This window comes from Mycolicibacterium sp. lyk4-40-TYG-92, assembly GCF_030209435.1.
Classification (GTDB): domain Bacteria; phylum Actinomycetota; class Actinomycetes; order Mycobacteriales; family Mycobacteriaceae; genus Mycobacterium.
On the sequence record NZ_JARVRX010000004.1, the window covers coordinates 97,692 to 113,943 of the forward strand.

Here is a 16,252-nt window from a genome sequence, read left to right on the forward strand (position 1 = left end):
GCTGTCACGCGCGGGTCGCCACGACGGAGACGGGAACGTTGCGGTGCGCGACGGAGCGGGCCGCGATGTCGACGTCGCCAGCGGTGTCGAACCCGACACGAACGGCGACGACGATCTGGTCGGCGGTGTCGGCCGCCTCGACCGCGACCGGCGAACTCCAGGTACCGCCGTCGAGGATCGTCGTCTCGGCGCGGCGGGTGCCGTCGCCGTCGGCAATATCCTCGCTGACGGCCTCGCCGTGCTCGGCTGCGGCAAAAGCGATGTGCCGCGCCACGGTCGCGGAGCCCGAATCCGCGGACGCCCCCACCACGAGGATGGTGCCGGTGCATGGGCGGGGGAGCTGCGCATAGATCGTCCGTGCCGCTACCTCATCGACCTGCCGGCGCGCGAGCCGAATTACCGGCCTGAGTGCGAGTTTGCCCTCGCCGTCCAGCTGGGCGACCGAAGTGACGGTGCCGGAACGCGTGCGCCACACCATGCCCCCGGCAAGCGCCACGATGCCACCGAGGAGCCCACCACCGATGGGGCCCAACGCCGGCGAGCTGAGCAGTCCGGTCGCTTCGGCGATGCGGGTTGGCTCGACCGTTTGCACACCCGGCGTCCGAAGCAGCTCGACCTGAAGTGACGTGCGCCGGAAATACAGCTGGACGAGCTCGTCGGTCGGGCGGGTCGCGACCGGTTCGCTGGTCCGCTGAGCCTCTTCGAGTTTGGGGATGACAGCGTTGACGGCGTCGAGACTGGCCTGATACCGCTGCTGGTTCTGATCAAACACGTGACCGGTGAAGACAGTGACGGCCGCGTCGACGGTCCGTCGTGCTTCGTCTGCATTGCCGGCGGTGGCCGAGAGCGTGACCAGGTTCGACTTGCCCGCCTGCGATGCAGAAACCTTGGGCTTGTTGTTCTGTCCGAGTTTCTTGGCGACAGAATCCAGATAGCTGGGAGACGACAAGTAAGCCAATTCGCCCGACATGTAATCGGGCATCGTGTTCAGCAGCGGCTGCGTGCCGAGCATTATCTGATTCGCCTCGATCGGCTCATCGACCCGAATCGTGGTGCTGGCGGTCACGTCTTTGCCCGGAGCCAAGGCGACTGCGCCGATCAACGCGCCCAGCACCATGCCTACCAGCGTGATCGGCCACAGCGGCGTAATCCACTTCGAAATCGCAGTCCTACGTCGCTGACCCACGTCGGCTCCCTCCAAAGCTATTCGTGTGGCCTCGACAGTAATGAAGGCCGGGCCAGATGGCAAATTCACACATCTGTTTGCTGACATCGCTATGCTCCAGTAACTGACCGGCTCGATCACGGCGGGTCAAGGGCTGTGATGTAGCGACAAAGCCGCTTTTATATGCGTATTTCGGAGAGAGGCCAACGATGTCGACGGGGCTTTTCGATCGCCTAACATAGCGTTGCTGAAATGCCCAACATGCGAATTCAGCAACGTAACTGAGTCAGCGTGGATCGGGTGTTGTGCTGGCGCACACCGCCACCACAACGGCAGCCGCGTGGCATTCAGCGTGTGTCAGCGACAGCGAGATCTGCTGCCAGTGCTGTGCGGCGGCCAGTTCTGCAGCCGAACCACTCAGCCGAAGGGTGACGAGCGGTTTTGCCGTCACCACCTCGATCTCGCGGGGCACGAATGGGGCATCTGGGCGGGAGAACGCCTTGATGGCCGCCTCTTTCGCGGCGAATCGGGCCGCAAGTCGCGACAACCGACTCGGTCCGGCACAAGCGGCCAACTCGTCGTCGGTGTAGATCTTTGCGAGAAACCGGACACCGAACTTCGACACGGAGTATTCGATCTCGGCGAGACTCACCACATCACAACCGACCCGGACATGGTGACCCGCCACCTGCACCTCAGGAGGAATCACACCGACCTCTGTACCGATATCGGCGCGCGCAGGTCGACCGATCCGACGGTGCCCGTCGGCGACTCGCCGTCGCCCTGCGGGGTCAAGAGAATCCGGCGCGGCAGCCGTGCAGCCAGGTGGAAATAGTTGTCGTCGACCCGCCAGCCGGGAATCGCGATCTCGATGTAGCGCAGTGCCACCTCGGACGCCAACTCGAGGACCCATACGCCTTCCGGCACCGGGGAGACCGTCGCAGTCAGCAACGAAGCGGGTTGCCTGCCTGCCGGATTCAGGACGAGCACCTCGTGCACGGTCGGCCCGCACTCGAAAGCGGCCCGAGCCTGCACGGCATCGGCCGTCGGTGGCCCGAATTGGTACGCCCGCGACAGATCGCGGAATCGCCCTGACAGCGCGGAATCGAGGAAAGTGGTCGACGAGGCAGCCGGCACCGTCAGCGGCCGTGTGACGTCCACCGCAATGCCGACGGAATTGGTTGCCGTCAAGGTCAATTCACCTCGCAACTCCGCTTCGGTGTCGTTGTAGACGTCGATTCTGATGCCGGCGAGGCCCTCATCCGAGAGCAACACCGTCACCGGAGCCCACGTCCTGGCTAGCACCGCCAGTGCCGGTTTCGCGCCGCCGTCGGAGTCGAGAAGGCCCCACCCGGCGCCGGCCACCATGTCCCGGCCGGATAATACGAGCGCGCCACCACAGCCTGAGTCGGCGCGCCGCCAGTAGGCGAAGCAGTCGCGCATCGCAGTGGCCACCGCAAGCCGACCGAGCTGCAGATAGCGCTCGGGGTCGGTGCGCCGGACCGCCAGCAGTCCTTCACCGAACACCTCATGCGCGTAGAAGTCACGGACGTCTTCGAAGTCCCAGGAGGAGCCGCGGTCGCGCGGGACTCCGGCCTTCCAGTCGGGGTGATGGCCGGCCACTGCGGCGGAGCCGAAATGGCGTTCGATGTAGTCGGATACCGGGGGATTGGCGAACGCCAGACTCTCGGCCGCGAATCGGATTCCCGCGCTCCGCACGTCGGTGATCGGGCGTAGGTATCCACCGACGCCGAACCAGTGGGCGATTCCGGTGTCCGGCCGGATCGCAAGATCGGCGCTTCCCGGGGGAGCTGAGGGTGATGCCCGCACGTAGTGCGCATCAGAGTGTTCCGCGACGGCGGCGCCCAGAACCGATTCCAGGACGTCCATCACCGACTCGTCGTGGCTGAGGCCGAGCATCTCCGGCTGTTGCAGAGTTTCGCTGCCACCGCTGACCACCGCCAGCGCTGGGTTGCCCGACACGCTTTGGAGGACAGAGATGAGTTCTTTGGCGATCAACTCGCTCTGTTCAGCCGGGGGATCGAACGTCGCCAACATCGCGTCCTGCCAGACCAGTAGGCCTGAGTCGGCGCAGGAGTGCCAGAACTCGGCCTGCTCGAAGAGCAGTCCGCCGACCACTCGTACCATCGTGGCCCCGGCTGCCGCGAATGTCGTTACCTGGTCGCGGATCTGAGCGGGGTCGGCGAATGCCCGGATGGGATCCGGAGGAGACCACGTCACGCCCCGGCAGAAGATCGGCGTGCCGTTCACACTGATCTGAAAACCATCCGCGGAGACCGACAGTGTGCGAAATCCGACCGGCCGATCGGCGACTTTCACCCCGTCGGCCTCGATGCGTACCCGGTACACGTGTTGTGGGCCATAGCCGTTGGGCCACCAGAGCAACGGACACTCAACGGCAATGTCGAACCGGAAGGTACCGTCAGGCGGTGCGATCGTCTCATCGGCAATCTGTTCGCCGGCCGGATCCACCACGGTGAGTCGGATTGAGCGCGCACCGCTGGTCCCCGCGACGCTGATGACGTTCCCGTCCACCTGAGTCACGAAATCAGTGCGGATCCGCGCCGCTACCGCAGTGACCGGACGCCAGATACCCACGGGTGCGGGAAGATTCCCGTATACGGGGGCGCGCCCGATGAGCGTGGTCCGAGCCCACCGCAAGCCCGGTGCGCCGACCAGCGTGGAGCGCCATCGTCCTCTCGGCCTTCGCGTCTTGAGCCAATGATTCAGGGACGCGAAGCGGATGACCACCTCGTGATCGCCGGCATCGCATTCGATGTGCAGCGGCAGAAACATCGATTCGCAGTCGGCCACCGCCGCGCCGTCGAGAAAGACGGTGGCGGGGAAGGTCAGTCCTTCGAACTCGATGCTGGTCGCGTGTGCCGCGGTCAACGTGGACCGGTACCACCAGTCGTAGTCATCGGGATTGTCGTCGTACGCGGTCCCCACAGTCGCCGGGATATCCAGGGTCTGTGCGGCGGCCCAGTCTCGACTGAGCTCATCTGGTCCCGCAACAGCGCCGGGATCTCGGCGCAACACCTGCCAACGTGTCAGCATCTGCTCAGCTGACCGCGTCGGCGATGGCATCGAGTGCGGTCTGCCAGTCGGTGGCCATGGCGGCAAGCGTGGACGACACATCGACCTTTCGTCCGCTCACCACGCGAGCCATCTTGAACTGCACCGCCTTCGCCGCGCCGGCGACGCTACGCAGTGGCGCGGCGGCGGCGGCCGCACCCGAGAACTCCGCATCGAGATACTCGGCCAGGTCGGCAAGCAATTCAGCCGACGCCCCGCACTGACGCAGCGAACCGAAGGCCCACAAGTGGAAGCGGGCCATCCCGGCGTCCGGCAGCCAGGTGCCGGCCTGCTCGACGCAGGAACCGAGTCGATCAATGGGATTTCCGACCGGGCGACGTGAAAGATGCTCGCGCACAACAGCGGCCACCGCACCAGGCTGCGCGCGGGCCGGGAAGTGGCGGATGACTTCGATGTACGGCGGGAGCAGCGGCGCGGACGCGGCGGTCAGCCCGAACACTCCATCGAAGTCTTCGCCGTCGAGCTCGAATAATCCCGCGTTGTGCAGGTAGCGCAGTCGCCTTGCATCCCGGTCGACGCTCAGCGGTGTGATCGTGGTCTTGACGTGTTCGCTGCGGTACGCGGTCCCCGCGGTGTCGGGCAGCCACCAGCTGTCGACTTCCACGGTGTGTAACACGCCGCGCCGCGGTCCCGTTTCGACCAATTCGAGCACCGGAAGCCACGAATTCTCTTCGGCCACCTCGATGCCGTAGAGCCGGCGCAAGTCCTCCGGTTGCTGCTTGCCGAAGGTCCAGCCCAGTCCGTCGTGGTCGGCCGACAGCAGTGAGGCGAAGCTTGGAACAGGGTCCAGCCCAAGACAATTCAGGATCTCTATCCACAGGTCGAGATAGCAGTTGGTCTCGAGCCAGAGCCGGTCGGCGCGGTGCGTGAAATGCGGTGCGTAACCATCGGGCCTGGCGTCGATCTGCAAGGGAGTGGCAGCTTGCGGCACCATGGCGCGACTCACGGGCGCTACTTGGCGAGATTCGAGACGACCGCCTCGATGTTCCGGATCGAGGCGAAGGTGGACTTCTTGAGGGCTTCATCAGGAAATTCGATGTCGAACTCGTCTTCGAGCGCCAGCATCACATTCACGGATGCGTGGGATGTCAGGCCCAATTCGTAAAGGTCGGCGTCCTCGGCCACCCCGATGGGGTCGACGGCCATCCTGCCGTGCGCAGCCAAAACGCGTTCGATCGTTTCCCGCATGCCCGTACTATACAGAGTATTCATCGCTGATAGTTCGCTGTATTCATCACAGCTAACTACAATCCTGCGAGGAGCCGAAGGTCGGTTCATCGCCCGAGGGGGTCTCATGCCCGATCTTGACGGTGCTGTCACACGCACGGCGTCAACCATTCCCGGGCTCATCGACGTCGTGCGCGTCGCCGCCGACGCCGCAGACGACGTGGATCGGCAGGCGCGCTTTCCACACGAAGCCATCGACGGGCTCAAACAGGCGCAATTACTTTCGTGCGGCCTCCCGGTCGAACTCGGTGGCCAGGGGTTCCGCATCGCGGAGCTCGCGGTGATCGCCCGGGCGCTCGGAACGGCATGCAGCGCCGCCGGCATGGTCTTCGCCATGCATCAAACGCAGGCCCTGGTGCTTGCGAAGTACGCCCGGAGCGGCGCGGTCGCGGAGCTCGCAAGAAACATCGCAGCAAATCAATCACTCATTGCGTCGGCGACAACCGAGAGTACGACGGGTGGTGATATCGGCTCGTCGACGTGTGCGATTGTCAGTGAAGGTGACGTCGTGCTGCTGGAAAAGAACGCGCCAGTGATCTCCTACGCCGAGCAGGCCGACTACATCGGCGCCACTGCCCGTCGCCACCCGGATGCGGCCAGGAACGATCAGGTGCTGCTGTTGTGCCCGGCCGGCGACACCGAGTTGAAGCGCACCAGCACTTGGGACACCATGGGTTTTCGTGGCACGTGCAGTCCCGGCTATCTGTTGTCGGCGCGAACATCGCTCGACAACCTGATTCCGGCCGACTACGCGAGCATCCTGGCGACCACGATGCTGCCCGCGTCACACACCTTGTGGGCATCGGTCTGGTTGGGAATCGCCGATGCGGCGTACGCCAAGGCCCGCACCGTCGTTCGGCAAGCCGCGCGTAAGGCACCGGACAAAACCGTCCCACAAGCGACGGTGCTGGCTGATCTGACCGTGACGCACCAGAGCTTCGAGTCGATGGTGCTACACGAGGTTCTGCGCTACCAGTCGCTGGCCGAGTCCGGTGCCGATGAAGCGACCATCAGCTTTACCGTCGCCATGAACAATCTCAAGATCGCCGCGTCCACAGCGGTGATCGACGTGGTCACCGAGGCGCTGAAGATAGTCGGGCTCAACGGCTACCGCGAGGACCACGCGCTGACCATGGGCCGTCTCCTACGAGACGCGTTCGGTCCACAGCTGATGGTCTCGAACGAACGCATTCGAGTAAACAATGCCAATCTCGTGTTGGCCTACCGGGGGTGAGAATTTTGACTACGACTGGCGAGCCACTCGAATTGGCGCGCAAAGAATTTCGCGACGAGCTGGTCGATGCCGGCTATTTGGTGCCGTTGGGGATCGACGGACTCTATGGGCGGAGCGGTGACTTCGAGAAGATCATCGACGGCATCGATATTGCGGTGCACCGGAAGGGCGCCGAGGTGCACGGCGACGCGGCTGCGGTCTTGCGTTTCCCCCCGCTGTACCCACGCGAAGCATTCGAGAAGACGGACTACATCGCGTCCTTCCCGAATCTGACGGGCGCCATCTCGACCTTCACCGGCGGCAACCCCGAGCATCGCGCGCTCCTCGCTGACCGTGATGCCGGACTATCGTGGGACGGGCACCTGAACCCTGCTGGGACCATGCTGGTTTCAGCTGCATGCCATCCCAGTTACGGCACGCTGCCGAAGGTCCTTCCGGACGACGGCGCGCTGATGGATATCTACGGCTACTGCTTCCGGCACGAGCCGGCGATCGATCCAGCACGCATGCAAGCCTTCCGGATGCATGAATACGTGCGCGTCGGGTCGCCAGAACAAGCTGAGCGACATCGCGACTCGTGGGTGGATCACGGCATGGAGGTACTCACCGCACTCGGCCTGGACGCCAGGCCCGCACCTGCCAACGATCCGTTCTTCGGGAGGGCGGGCCGTATGCTGGCGGCCAACCAGCGAGACGAAAATCTCAAGACGGAGCTGTTGGTGCGGCTCTATGGCGATCTCGACGACGGTACTGCCGTGGTGTCGGCCAACTGCCATCGGGATCATTTCGGGGAGACGTTTGGTCTCTCGACTGCCGATGAGACGGTGGCGCACAGCGCCTGTGTCGGATTCGGCATGGAGCGCATCGCGCTTGCTCTGCTCAAAACCCATGGCCTGCAGCCCGATTCGTGGCCGAGCACAGTTACCGAAGCGCTCGGGTGGTCAGGGGAGCGCCCGCCGGTCAGGACATGAAGCGGACCACGTCCACCCCGGCGGCGTCGTGCTGCCTTGCCTGGCGGTAGCCGAACGCGACGCCGACCACGACGACCATCAGCATCGCGACGGAGCCGGTGACCGCCGTCGACCTGAACCTGTCGGTGCTCAGAGCCACCGGAATGTTCGAATCGGCCCCTGCCGCAAACGACAAGCGGGCAACGTCATCGACCGGACTTGTGATGCTGAAACCGGTCGTCACCACCGCAATTGGCACCGCCTCCCGTCGCTCGCCGGATAACGCTGCATCCCAGCGTGATTCCGGCGGCTGGGCGGTGGGTATCGCGGCGCCGTGGTCACTCGCCAGCGCCCGATGCAGTTTGTCGGATGAGACGATCGCCGAAGGCGACGTTCGCGGTCGTCGACCGGTGGCGGGTCGTTGCCGGGAAAGTATGCGGCTACTGGTCGAGGAACTATGTTTCGGCGGCTCGGGTTCCGGTCTTGCCAGCGTTTCAACCTGACTCGGCTCGGCCGTTTTCGCCGTCGGTTGCTCGGCGCCGACGTCAGCGCCACCGGGCGTACGCCGCACCGTCTTCTGAGGGGCCGGTGAGCCCTTGGCGGACTTGGCCGATGCGTGAACGGATCGCTCTGAACGGCCGTCTGCTCTTTCGGAGACGCCGGTTCGCGAGTCAACCTGCGACGAGTCCGCCGCTGCTGCCGGGCAGAACGCCAGCGCACCGGCCACGGTCAGGATCGCCAGCCGCAGCGCTGTGTCTTGTCGACATGACCCGTTCACTCTGCCACGCATCTCCTGGAATGCCTGAACCTCGAGCGATGTCGATCGGGGTCGGTCTCGCTCGAGGCCCAGGGGTCTGGTGGGCAGGTCGCCACGGTTGTCAGTAGGCGCCGCTGCCGGCGAGGACGGTGCGGATGGTTTTGGTGATGATGAGGATGTCTTGGAGGAGGGACCAGTTTTCGACGTAGGTGAGGTCGAGGCGGATGGCGTCGTCGGGTTTGAGGTCGGAGCGGCCGCTGATTTGCCAGAGTCCGGTGAGGCCGGGTTTGACGGTGAGGCGGCGGCTGACGAGGTCGTCGTAGGTGTCGACTTCGCGGCGGACTTGGGGTCGGGGGCCGACGACGCTCATGTGTCCGGTGAGGACGTTGAGGAATTGGGGGAGTTCGTCGATGGAGTATTTGCGGATGATTTTTCCGATGGGGGTGATGCGGGGGTCGTTTTTGATTTTGAAGAACAGGGCGCTGCCGCCGTTGGCGGCGATGAGTTCGGTTTGGCGGGTGTCGGCGTTTTGGTACATGCTGCGGAATTTGGTCATTTTGAAGGGGATGCCGTCGAGGCCGATGCGTTCGGCTTTGTAGAAGATCGGTCCGGCACTGGTGAGCTTGACAGCCAGTGCGGTGACGAGCATGAGCGGCGCAACCGCCAGTAGGGCAGCGGCGGCGAAGGCGATGTCGAAGCTGCGCTTGATCAGCGAATTGGCGCGGCTGTATTGGGGTTTGGTGATTTCGAAGACTGCCATGCCGGCGACGGGGCGGCTGGTGAGGCGTTGGTCGGCGATGTCGATGAGTCCGGGGGCGACCATGAGATCGATGCCGTGGGTTTCGAGCTCCCACATGAGTCGGCGGATGTCGGTAGGACTGAGGTGGTGGGTGGCGGCGAGGGCGACAGTGTCGGCGTTGGTGTGTTGGACGGCGGCGAGGATGGCTTCGTCGGTGCCGACGATCGGGATGTCGCGGCCGGCGATGGTGATGACTTCTTTGGCGTGGGTGGGTCCCATGGGGGTGCAGAATCCGGCGACGTGGTAGCCGGCCCAGGGGTCTTTGGCGAATTCGGTGGCGATGTCGGCGGCGGCGCTGGTGGCACCGACAACCAGCAGACGGCTTTGCTCGTGGCCGTGGCGGCGCTTGTTCGCGTGGATTTTGCGCCACATCCAGCGGGTGGTGATCAGGCCGGCCAGGCCCGTCGGCAGGGCGATGGCCAGGTAGCCGCGGGAGATGTCGATGTGGAACAGCGTCGAGGCGATGGCGATGAGGCCGAACAGCTGCAGCGTGGCCGCCGCCAGGGTGACGTATTCATCGAAGCCTCGGCCGACGACCTTGGCCGACCGGCTGCCCAGCGACAGAAAGCCCATCCACGCCACCGCGATGACGGCCGACACGGCCAGGTACCGCACATGCGGACCGTTGTCGAGCGAGACGTAGACAGGGCGGCCGTTGGTGGTCGCGAATCGGAAAATCTGCCCGAGGATGACGGATGAGCAAATAATCAAGCAGTCGCTGAAAATGAGCTTGCGTGCATATTTTGCGTGACGCTGCTCACGCAATGACCCGCCCCGGTTGCTGTTTGCGGTAGCAGGTGATAGCCGGAGGGCGAGCTCGCTTGTGGCCGACACTTGTTCGCCGATTGCTGCAATGGATGGAATTACCTGGTCTTTTACTACCGCTGGTGTCGACATGGTTACCGGGGCGCTCTCTGCTGGGCGGGACTCACTCGGCTGGTTCGACCCTACGGTGCTTGCAGGACTTACCTGCCAGTTCGGGATCGACACGCGGACCGGCGGTGGTCTCGCGCGATGCATTACTTGTTAACGAATGCGATTTTTAGCAAATTTATACCGAAGGGTTGAAACAGGCAAGTAGAACACCTAACCAACACCTGTTACGGCCATCACACTTCAAGCCGGACAACTGTGAGGCCGGCCCTCGGCGGTGGTGGAGTTCTGGGGTCGCCGATGCCGACGGGGTCGCGAACGTTGCGGACCGAGTCAGGGAATGCGGATGATCTCGAGCGGGACCGATCGCGTCAGCGTGAAGCCCATCGCCGTGTAGAGCTTCTGAGCGGGGTTGTCGCTCGACGTGTGAAGGAACGGCGTCTCACCGCGATCGCGGATACCGTGGGCGATCGCGCGGATCAGGCGCGAGGCGAGGCCTTGTCCGCGGGCTTCGGGGGCCGTGCAAACCGCACTGATTTCCGTATATCCAGTCGGTCGCATCCGCTCGCCGGCCATCGCCACGAGCGAACCGTCGGCGTCACGGATGCCGAGGTAGGTTCCGAGTTCGATGGTCCGGGGAAGGAATGGTCCCGGTTTGGTCCGCTCGACGAGAGCGGTCATCTCGGGTACGTCGGCGGGCGTGAGTGGCACGGCGTCCGGATCTGGGGCGGATTCGATGGCGCTGCCCTCGAATTGGACCAAACCGAACGTCTCGACGGCGGACCAACCTGTGGGTAGCGGCGTGGCCCGGTCGCGAAGCACCGCAATCTTTGTCTGCCCGGCGAGGGTGGCGACGTGGCGATAGTCCTCGTCGGTGAGTTCGCGAGGGTGGCCATAGAACACCGAGACATCCGGGCGATATCGCTGGATCCGCCCGCTGACTTCACGGAACCGGAGCTGCGGGCCGTCGAGCGCGGCGTTGACGGGGTCGGCGAGCACGTCGGTCACGCGTTGATCATCCCAGATGACAACACGGCGTCACGACGCTGACGGCGGCGCTGGCGAGAACCCTTTGGATTCACGAAGAGCGGAACTTCGGTGGCGACCCTCACGAAATATGCTCTGCTGCAATAGGTGAAGCCTCTGCCCATGCTCCCGACCCGTTCTGCGAGGGTAGAGAAGATAGACTGCCCGACCATGCCCTCGCTTGCTACCTCGGCACGCAATCTGTTCGCCATCACCCTCGGCGATGGTGTGTGCCCAGCGGAACCGACCGAGCACGTGGTGCTGTTCGATGAACCACACCGCCAACTGCGGCGTTACGGCCATTCGGAAGGGCGCGAGTCCGCGCTGGTGCCGGTTCTGCTGGTGCCGCCACTGGCCGCTTCGGCGACCTGCTACGACTTGTCGCCGGGTCAATCGCTGGTGGCACACCTGCTGGAGCAGGGCCGCACCCCATATGTGGTCGACTACGGCGAAATCGGCTGGGCCGACAGGCATCTCGGTTTGGAAGCCTTCTTCGCGGACATCCTGCCGGAAGCCATCGAGCGGGTGCTCATCGATGCCGGGGCCCAGGAACTCGACCTGATCGGTTGGAGCCTGGGCGGCACACTCAGCCTGTTCACCGCGGCCGCCAACAAGGGCCTGCCCATCCGTTCGATCACCGGCATCGGCACACCACTGGATTACGGCCGGATTCCCGGCTACCCGGAAGTCCGACGAATCACCAAGCCCACCAACGGCTATGCCGTCACCACAGTGCTGCGCGCGATGGGCGGGGTGCCCGCGCCGGTGGTGCAGGCCGCCTACCGGGCGACGTCCTGGGATCGTGAACTCAAGCGACCATGGTTCGTCCTCAACAACCTGGGCAACACCGAAGCCTTGGCCAAGGCTGAAGTGATCGACCGCTTCCAGGATGCGTTTCCGGGATATCCGGGACGCGCGGTATCTCAGATGTGGGGCCGGCTGATCTACCACGACGAGATCGCCACCGGCGTGGTCAATGTCGCGGGCAGGACCCTCGACCTGACGGCATTGACACTGCCGATCCAGCTGTTCGGCAGCCATCGCGACGCCATCGCCCCGTGGCGGTGCGTGCACAACGGGGTGACCATGCTGAAGTCGGCCGATGTCCGCTTCGCCACTGTGGAAGCCAGCCATCTCGGCTTGGTCGCTCTGTCGGCCGGCGTGACCGAGACGTGGCCGGTGATCGACGACTTCCTGAAAGAACTGGACACCCGCTAGGAGTTGGAAGTCCGACCGCGCGCACCCCGATTTGTCACTGTGACGAATGGAGCGATCCGCAACCGGGGTCGGTCGGGGGAGGCTGGCCCGCCACCGTAGGTGCAGCATTCAACGCCGACCGGGGCCGGCGTTCTCGCCTCTGACTGACGCACGGCTTGGACCGTCACGTGGCCCGAGTCTCCGAAAGTCTTTGCGCGCAGGCGTGTTCGCATGTCCAGCGAGTCGCTAATAAAACGTCACTGTGACGTATTGCGGCGTCGGACCCGGCAGGGCCCAACCGGAGTCGTCGCGGCCGTCTGGGTGATACGAGCGCGCCTGGCGTAATGAAGGCGGACTGTGCTCAGCTTGTCGCAGCCTTCCTGGATCGGCCGGTGTCACGACGTGCGTGCGGGCTGTGATGCTAGTGCGCGGCAAGCGCGACGGGTGATGATCGGGCATGCGGCGCCCGGGGCCACGCTTCGCCACGTAGGTGACGAGATGTCTGATCCGGAACTAGTTGACAGTAGGGAAGTGTGCTGACCTGGTCACTCTCAAGTATTCATGGATTAAGGCAAGACAGCGTGTCCGCGACTATCTGAGAGAGCCGGATGGATTCCAGAAAGGTGTGAGAGTGCCGGATGCTACGTCGTCGCCGAGCGTCGTACCCACGACCATGGGTACGACGCAAGCCTCGTGAGGTTTCCCGCCACCGCTGCGCGCACCGACGGGCAGAATCCTGGGCATGGACTGTCCCCCGCGCTTTCGCTCCGCCTCCGGCTTCCATTCGAAGTCCGTCCAGACCGCGTGATGCATTCCGGTGACGTCGTCGACTCCGCTTTCGTTAGTACGGAGGGGTTCCATGGATCGCTTGGGTCAAGTCGAATCGTTGTTCCCGTAGCGGGGTTGGCGACGGTGACGACCGCGTCACCTTCGTTGTTCCGTTGGTGGCCGCAGTCAGAGTCGGCGGTGGCCAACTACCGCTGATAGTGCCGATGGCCACCGCAACCCAGATCCACGGGTCCCCCGGTGACGGGCCTGCAGGGTAAGCGCACACCGCAGGTGCCGATGAAACGATTGCTTCTAAGGGTAGGTTTGACGCGGCGAGGGGTCTCTTAACCAGATGTCAGGCTCCCGCAACGCCGGTACTGCGCCGTCCTCAGCGGACGGTGGTTCAGGAAACCACCGCTGCGTGGAGGTGGGGCTCAGTAGGGGACTGTTTCGAATCTCGTCTCGGGCGATCCGAGCGTCGCGTAAACCACAGTCGACGTCCCGTGGGTCGTCCCCTCCGACCACCACGCTTTGCCCACTTCGGCCGGCACCGTGACCGTCCAGTCACCGTGCGAAATAGTGACCTCCCATGTGCCGGGCACGAGCTGACTCGCAGAATGCAACCACGTGGATGTGGACTCTCGCCAACCGTCCCCTTTTAGGCGTTCAGGAAGGGGGCGAACTGTTACACCGAATCTTTGGACGTTGCTGATCAGCCGGGCAGTCACTGAGATCACCTGGGCGAACTCTGCGTTGCTGATTTCCACCTTGAGGTTGCCCATAGCCACCACGTTGTAGGAACTTTGGCAGTACCAGCATCCGTTGAAGCCCAGTTCGACCGCACGCATCCACGTCGGGAATCGGCGCGGACGTTTGATGAGCCGCCCAAGCTTGCACGAGTCGGTGTGAAACTCGCGCGAGCTGTCCAGGCCTAGGAGGTAGGTAGGTGCGGGGAACGTCGATGTAACGGGACGCGCAGCGAGATGCGCTGGAATGCCGAGACCGCCAGGCCATATGTCCACGCTTCCGGTGACGTCCATCGCCGCGAATTCCATGCCTGATACAGCCTCCGTGGCGAAGACCCCGAGCTGGCCGAACGCGCCGACACCGACGCCGGAGATTGCGCTGGGAATAGCGTCTTCGAGCATTCGGGTAATGGCACCTGCGCTGAATGTATCGGCGATATCGACCCAGAAGTCGCCATTTTGTTTGGTGCGGACAACGATCACCTTGGTTTCGCCGTGCTCAACAAAAAGTTTCACCCAGGCCTCGAATGAGACTGTCCCTAGCCCCCGTTTGGCGGTGCCTGAAATATAGAAATGGCCGGCTCCAACGCCGTAGTCGTGCCAGGCGACGGGAGCCAGTGACGTGATCTTGGTTCCATTGACGGTTTTCGGTAGGTGTGTCAGGCCATTCGCTTCCATGCTCGCACTGATTGCAGCCTGCACGCGATCGCGGGGGACTAGTGCGACTGCCGTATCGGGTTCGAGCTGGCGGGGTGTGATGGCGTTCGGAAGTTGGGGGGGATCACCTACTCCTTGCCAAAGGAACACCGCAAGAACTCCGCGATGCGCGGGCGTAAACCCCAGGTACCCCCCGTATTCGGCATCGGGGTAGGTGCTCAAATAGAACCGAGCATTCGGATTCTTCGGGAACAGTGGTCCTGCCGCAAAATGGTTTAGAATTGCCAACTTTGGCTTCACGGCGGCAATGATCACGGGTCCCCAAATTGGCTCTAGGGTTTCATCTAGCCCGGAGACAGTAAACGAGTTGATCGAGTTCGGACGGAAGTCAACAATGACCGAGATGTAGGATCTTCCTCCAGATTGCACGGTGTCCTGGGTTATCGCTGTGCGAACGTGGATCGCACCTTCGACCTCGTTGTACTGCCCTGAAAGCCGCGCGAGGAATGGGATGCTCACTTCGATGGGATTGAAGATCGGTGCCGGCTTTGGCAGAAGAGTCACATCGATTTGCTGCCTGTTGAACCACAATGTCAGCTGCCGTCCGCCGTCAACGTTCGCATACATGCCAGGTAGATTCTGAATGAATGTGGCCGCAAAGACCTCGCGGATGAGGGCTGCTGGTATTTGGCCTTCGACATAAAACCCGTCGGAGAGTTCGGTAGGCATTGACCAACCGCCTCACAATGCTTCAGCAGGAGGGCGGTCGTCCCCTCGGATGCTCGCGAGTAGGACGCCGATGGGCTCACCGATCCGCTGCTCGAAAACGTCCACCAAACGGTCGAGCGCCCCATGCAGCCGCTCGTCATCAGTGCGTTGGCGAACCATGGTGGCAAGTTCCACCAACCAGCTGTGAAGGCTCTCGGTGTATTGCGATTGCTGGAGTACACCTGCACTCGGGTCGACGAGCCCGAGTAAGGCGAACTGGCTCGCCAACCCGATCACCTCGCGGGCTTTGGCGCGTAGCACTGCGTCTTCCGAGAGAATTCGGACAAACTCAGGTGAGTAGTTCACGGCCTCGAGGTCGTTCTTGAAGCCTGAGTCCGGCAATTGCCGCCGGAGAATCCGTATCGGCGCGAGAGCGGCGTCAGTCAGATGGGAGAAAACGGGCCTCGAACCCGCGGATCCCGGCGAAAATTCCGGGGCCGTAGCGAACGTGCCTCCACAGTCGATGATGTCAGTGCGATCAACTACCTCGCCGCCCGTCCTTCGGCAATCCTCCTCTGCCCGCGGATAGTCGCCCAGCGGGTACTCTTCCGGCTCACCCGTGGGGCCGGGGATCACGCAATACTTCGTCATGAGATCACCGCGATTCTCGGTTTGATGACTAAGCGATGAGTGGGTCGAACATATCGTACCATTGGTATGTGTTTGACACGAGTGAAAATTTTAAGCATAGCGAGTTGCGTCCATCGCACCTCAAGGAGGGCGCCGCGGACTATGCGCACCGCGTTCGGGTCTTGCTGAAATCCCCTGGGTAACAGACGGTTTTGCGCCAATTCGAAGGATGCCCATCGAGTTTGGTGTCGCAACGATTACCCCGCTCGGATGACACGAATTACCCTCGGTCGAGGCGTCGGCGTCTTTCGCCACCGCGGTAACGCGATGTCCAGCGGCGATCTGCACTTCGCTACACCGAGATCCATCGTTCGACCCGTACCGAGAGTCGTCTCGGG

The 16,252-nt window shown here is 63.4% G+C and carries 13 protein-coding genes; 4 read left to right on the forward strand and 9 right to left on the reverse strand.

Annotated elements, in window-relative coordinates; all coding sequences use genetic code 11:
* Nucleotides 1-4: 4 nt before the first annotated feature.
* The 5 genes from QRN63_RS10050 to QRN63_RS10070 form a co-directional block, all read right to left on the reverse strand.
* Nucleotides 5-1,306: a GumC domain-containing protein gene (locus tag QRN63_RS10050; protein ID WP_285030642.1), complete on the reverse strand. Its 1,302-nt coding sequence runs from the start codon at nucleotides 1,304-1,306 to the stop codon at nucleotides 5-7.
* Between the two features lie 145 nt (nucleotides 1,307-1,451).
* The gene (locus QRN63_RS10055) at nucleotides 1,452-1,874 is read right to left on the reverse strand and encodes a phosphopantetheine--protein transferase domain-containing protein (protein WP_285030643.1); all 423 of its coding nucleotides are present in this window, start codon (nucleotides 1,872-1,874) and stop codon (nucleotides 1,452-1,454) included.
* Entirely contained in the window at nucleotides 1,871-4,243 is a 2,373-nt protein-coding gene (locus QRN63_RS10060) for a glycosyl hydrolase 2 galactose-binding domain-containing protein (RefSeq protein WP_285030644.1), read from the reverse strand. The genes QRN63_RS10055 and QRN63_RS10060 overlap by 4 nt, the downstream gene beginning before the upstream one ends.
* Nucleotides 4,244-4,247: 4 nt before the next feature.
* Nucleotides 4,248-5,216, reverse strand: coding sequence for a DUF1839 family protein (locus tag QRN63_RS10065; protein ID WP_285030758.1), 969 nt, complete (start codon nucleotides 5,214-5,216; stop codon nucleotides 4,248-4,250).
* 17 nt (nucleotides 5,217-5,233) lie between these two features.
* Entirely contained in the window at nucleotides 5,234-5,470 is a 237-nt protein-coding gene (locus QRN63_RS10070) for an acyl carrier protein (protein WP_285030645.1), read from the reverse strand.
* A 106-nt stretch (nucleotides 5,471-5,576) separates the two neighbouring features.
* Between QRN63_RS10070 and QRN63_RS10075 the strand changes: the two genes are divergently transcribed.
* From QRN63_RS10075 to QRN63_RS10085, 3 genes are all read left to right on the forward strand, one after another.
* Entirely contained in the window at nucleotides 5,577-6,743 is a 1,167-nt protein-coding gene (locus QRN63_RS10075) for an acyl-CoA dehydrogenase family protein (RefSeq protein WP_285030646.1), read from the forward strand.
* Between the two features lie 32 nt (nucleotides 6,744-6,775).
* A complete protein-coding gene (locus QRN63_RS10080) occupies nucleotides 6,776-7,714 on the forward strand; it encodes an amino acid--[acyl-carrier-protein] ligase (RefSeq protein ID WP_285030647.1) in 939 nt (312 codons plus the stop codon).
* Between the two features lie 98 nt (nucleotides 7,715-7,812).
* Complete coding sequence (locus tag QRN63_RS10085; protein ID WP_285030648.1) at nucleotides 7,813-8,196, forward strand: hypothetical protein; 384 nt, start codon at nucleotides 7,813-7,815, stop codon at nucleotides 8,194-8,196.
* A gap of 375 nt (nucleotides 8,197-8,571) precedes the next feature.
* On the opposite strand, the gene QRN63_RS10090 is transcribed toward QRN63_RS10085, so the two are convergent.
* Together QRN63_RS10090 and QRN63_RS10095 are read right to left on the reverse strand one after the other, a co-directional pair.
* Nucleotides 8,572-10,146 (reverse strand): sugar transferase, encoded by a 1,575-nt coding sequence (locus QRN63_RS10090; protein ID WP_502888103.1) that lies wholly within the window; start codon nucleotides 10,144-10,146, stop codon nucleotides 8,572-8,574.
* A gap of 309 nt (nucleotides 10,147-10,455) precedes the next feature.
* Nucleotides 10,456-11,130 (reverse strand): GNAT family N-acetyltransferase, encoded by a 675-nt coding sequence (locus QRN63_RS10095; protein WP_285030650.1) that lies wholly within the window; start codon nucleotides 11,128-11,130, stop codon nucleotides 10,456-10,458.
* Nucleotides 11,131-11,319: 189 nt separating this feature from the next.
* Here QRN63_RS10095 and QRN63_RS10100 point away from each other — a divergent pair, with 189 nt between their 5' ends.
* Nucleotides 11,320-12,366 (forward strand): polyhydroxyalkanoate synthase family protein, encoded by a 1,047-nt coding sequence (locus tag QRN63_RS10100; protein ID WP_285030651.1) that lies wholly within the window; start codon nucleotides 11,320-11,322, stop codon nucleotides 12,364-12,366.
* 1,181 nt (nucleotides 12,367-13,547) lie between these two features.
* Here QRN63_RS10100 and QRN63_RS10105 read toward each other — a convergent pair.
* Nucleotides 13,548-15,245 (reverse strand): hypothetical protein, encoded by a 1,698-nt coding sequence (locus QRN63_RS10105; RefSeq protein ID WP_285030652.1) that lies wholly within the window; start codon nucleotides 15,243-15,245, stop codon nucleotides 13,548-13,550.
* 12 nt (nucleotides 15,246-15,257) lie between these two features.
* Nucleotides 15,258-15,875, reverse strand: coding sequence for a hypothetical protein (locus QRN63_RS10110; RefSeq protein WP_285030653.1), 618 nt, complete (start codon nucleotides 15,873-15,875; stop codon nucleotides 15,258-15,260).
* Nucleotides 15,876-16,252 lie beyond the last annotated feature (377 nt).